This is a genomic window from Polynucleobacter sp. 39-46-10 (genome assembly GCF_002282275.1).
Genome location: NZ_NCJB01000326.1, coordinates 1 through 2,463, shown reverse-complemented (window position 1 = coordinate 2,463; position 2,463 = coordinate 1). Strand labels below are relative to the sequence as shown.

The 2,463-nt window shown below is 47.5% G+C and carries 2 protein-coding genes and 1 pseudogene; 1 reads left to right on the top strand and 2 read right to left on the bottom strand.

The window, feature by feature from the left end; all coding sequences use genetic code 11:
- Window positions 1-450: pseudogene (locus B7X71_RS15190) on the top strand (cobalamin biosynthesis protein CbiB); the annotation flags it as partial.
- Here B7X71_RS15190 and rsgA read toward each other — a convergent pair.
- Both rsgA and B7X71_RS15180 read right to left on the bottom strand, forming a co-directional pair.
- Window positions 395-1,408 carry a ribosome small subunit-dependent GTPase A gene (gene rsgA / locus B7X71_RS15185; protein ID WP_293599098.1) on the bottom strand — a complete coding sequence of 338 codons (1,014 nt, stop codon included), beginning with the start codon at window positions 1,406-1,408 and terminating at the stop codon, window positions 395-397. The pseudogene B7X71_RS15190 and the gene rsgA overlap by 56 nt on opposite strands.
- Before the next feature lie 23 nt (window positions 1,409-1,431).
- Window positions 1,432-2,463 (bottom strand): M48 family metallopeptidase (locus tag B7X71_RS15180; RefSeq protein WP_293601297.1); only part of this gene is annotated, 1,032 nt, incomplete at its 5' end.

The following is a 2,463-nucleotide window of genomic DNA, read 5'->3' as shown; positions in this document are numbered from 1 at the left end:
GGTGTGGTCTTGTATCGCTTGGCTGATACAGCTGCCCAGCGTTGGTCAGAAAAAGGCGATTTCAATTTAAGTGAAGCAGCGCGTCATTTCTTCTACGTATTGGATTGGGTGCCTGCACGTATTACGGCAATGGGCTTTGCGATCGTCGGCAACTTTGAAGGTGCAGTCTACGCATGGCGCCACCTGACTGGCAAATGGTCCGACTCTTTATCGGCGGTGATCTTGGCATCCGGTAGTGGTGCATTAGGTGTTCGTTTGGGTGAGCCAATGAGCGAGCCCGATAGCGATGAAGCGTTGCGCATGGCTGAAGCAGGTGAGCCTGTTGTGTACGAAGTGGGGCTTGAGCCGAATGAGCGTACGATGCGCTCCGCCATTGGCTTGGTGTGGCGCTTGGTTATCGCTTGGATGGCTTTATTGCTAATGCTGACCATCGCTCTTTGGCTTGGCTAATTCCCTGAATCTGCGTATCAGCGGTTTTTGAGTCAGAACGTAATTGCCTAAATAGCGCCAGTCTTTCTGGCGCTATTTCACTTCTGTCGACTGCTTCTCGTATCGCACAATCGGGTTCTGATTGATGGGCGCAGTTATGAAAGCGACACTTGCCGAGCAGATCATGAAACTCCCTAAAGGCATGCTCTAGTTCACTCACCGACATGTGGGCCAAGCCAAATTCCTGAAAGCCTGGAGAGTCAATTAAAGCACCTAATTTGCCGTTAGCATCACGCCCCCAAGTCTCAGGCAACTCAAAGTAGCGGCAAGCTGTTGTGGTGTGCTTGCCGGTATCTAAGCGAACTGAATACTCTTGAGTAATCGCTGCAGCGTTGGGGACCCAGGCATTGAGTAGGCTAGATTTACCCATACCGGATTGACCTACAAATACCGATACCTTGCCGGAGATAGCTGGTCGCAATGCTTCAATGGAGGCCTCATCAAACTTGGCAGATACCTCTGTTACGGGGTAGCCCATACGCGCATAGGGCGCAATGATTTTGCGGGCGTGTTCTAAGTTATCTTTGAGATCGCACTTGTTGAGCAGAATATGTAAACCAATTTGATTGGTTTCAGCAGCGACAACCGCTCTTCCCAAAAGATCGGGTGAGAAAGCGGGTTGTGTAGCTAGCACGACTAATATTTGATCAACATTTGAGGCAATGAGTTTGCTTTTAAAAGCATCGGATCGATAGAGTAAATTTTCTCGTGGCTCGATGCGAATAATTCGCGCTTGATCAGCTGAAGTCATTTCCAATAACATACGATCACCTACCGCGCCGATATGCTGCTTTGCTGGCGTGCTTACCTGAATTAATTCACCGATAGGAGATTCATTGCCACGATCATCTTTTACTAAACGCTGCGCTAAATAATGTCTTCCATAGGAGGCGGTTAATAGCGCATGAAATTGTTCCATTAACTAAATCAATTCCAGATTACTTAGCTAAAACGTTTGAGATTGGCAATGCGCAATGGCGCGGGAGGGTGTGAGCTATAGAAAGCGGTATAGATCGGATCTGGCGTTAAAGTCGAGGCGTTGTCTTGATAGAGCTTGACCAGGGCCGAGATTAAATCACTTGCGGAGGATTTATCTGCAGCAAAACCATCGGCTTCGTATTCATGTTTACGTGATGCCAAGCTCGATAGTGGGGTAAGGAAGAAGCTAAATACTGGTGATACCAGCATAAAGAGCGCTAAAGCCAAGCCGCCGTTATACCCATTCGGGTTGGGCATCACGCCAAGGTCGCTGTAGAACCATGGCTGTGTGCTGACCCAGCCTAGTAGTGCCAGCGTGACAAAACTCAAGGCAAAAGAAACCAGTAGGCGTTTACGAATATGGTTGCACTTGTAGTGACCGAGTTCATGAGCCAGTACTGCCTCTACTTCGCCGGGATTGAGTTTTTCAATCAAGGTATCAAAAAAGACAATACGCTTCGCTTTACCCATGCCGGCAAAAAATGCATTTCCGTGTGCGCTACGTTTACTGCCATCCATCACAAATAGACCTTGGCTTGCAAAGTCACAACGTTTGAGTAAGGCTTCGATTTGTGTTTTGAGTGCACCTTCTTCTAGCGCTTCAAACTTATTAAAGATTGGTGCGATAAAGGTCGGAAATACCCACTGCATTAACAAACTGAAGGCAGTAAGAACACCCCAGGCCCAGAGCCACCAAAGGTCTCCTGCTTGAGCCATCAAACTCAGAATGACCCAAAGGAGGGGAACACCAATCGCACCACCAACCCCGAGACCTTTGAACATATCACTAAAAAATAATTTGGCATTCATACGATTAAAGCCAAAGCGTTCTTCCAGATAAAACTGTTTGTACCAGGAAAAGGGTAGATCAATGATTCCGGAGATGATGACGATGGATATAAGTAAAGCCATTTGCTGCGCAATACCTTCCCCCAATAGTTGCAGAAGGGACAGATTTAAAATTTGTAGACCACCCAAGAGTGTGAAGCTGATCAA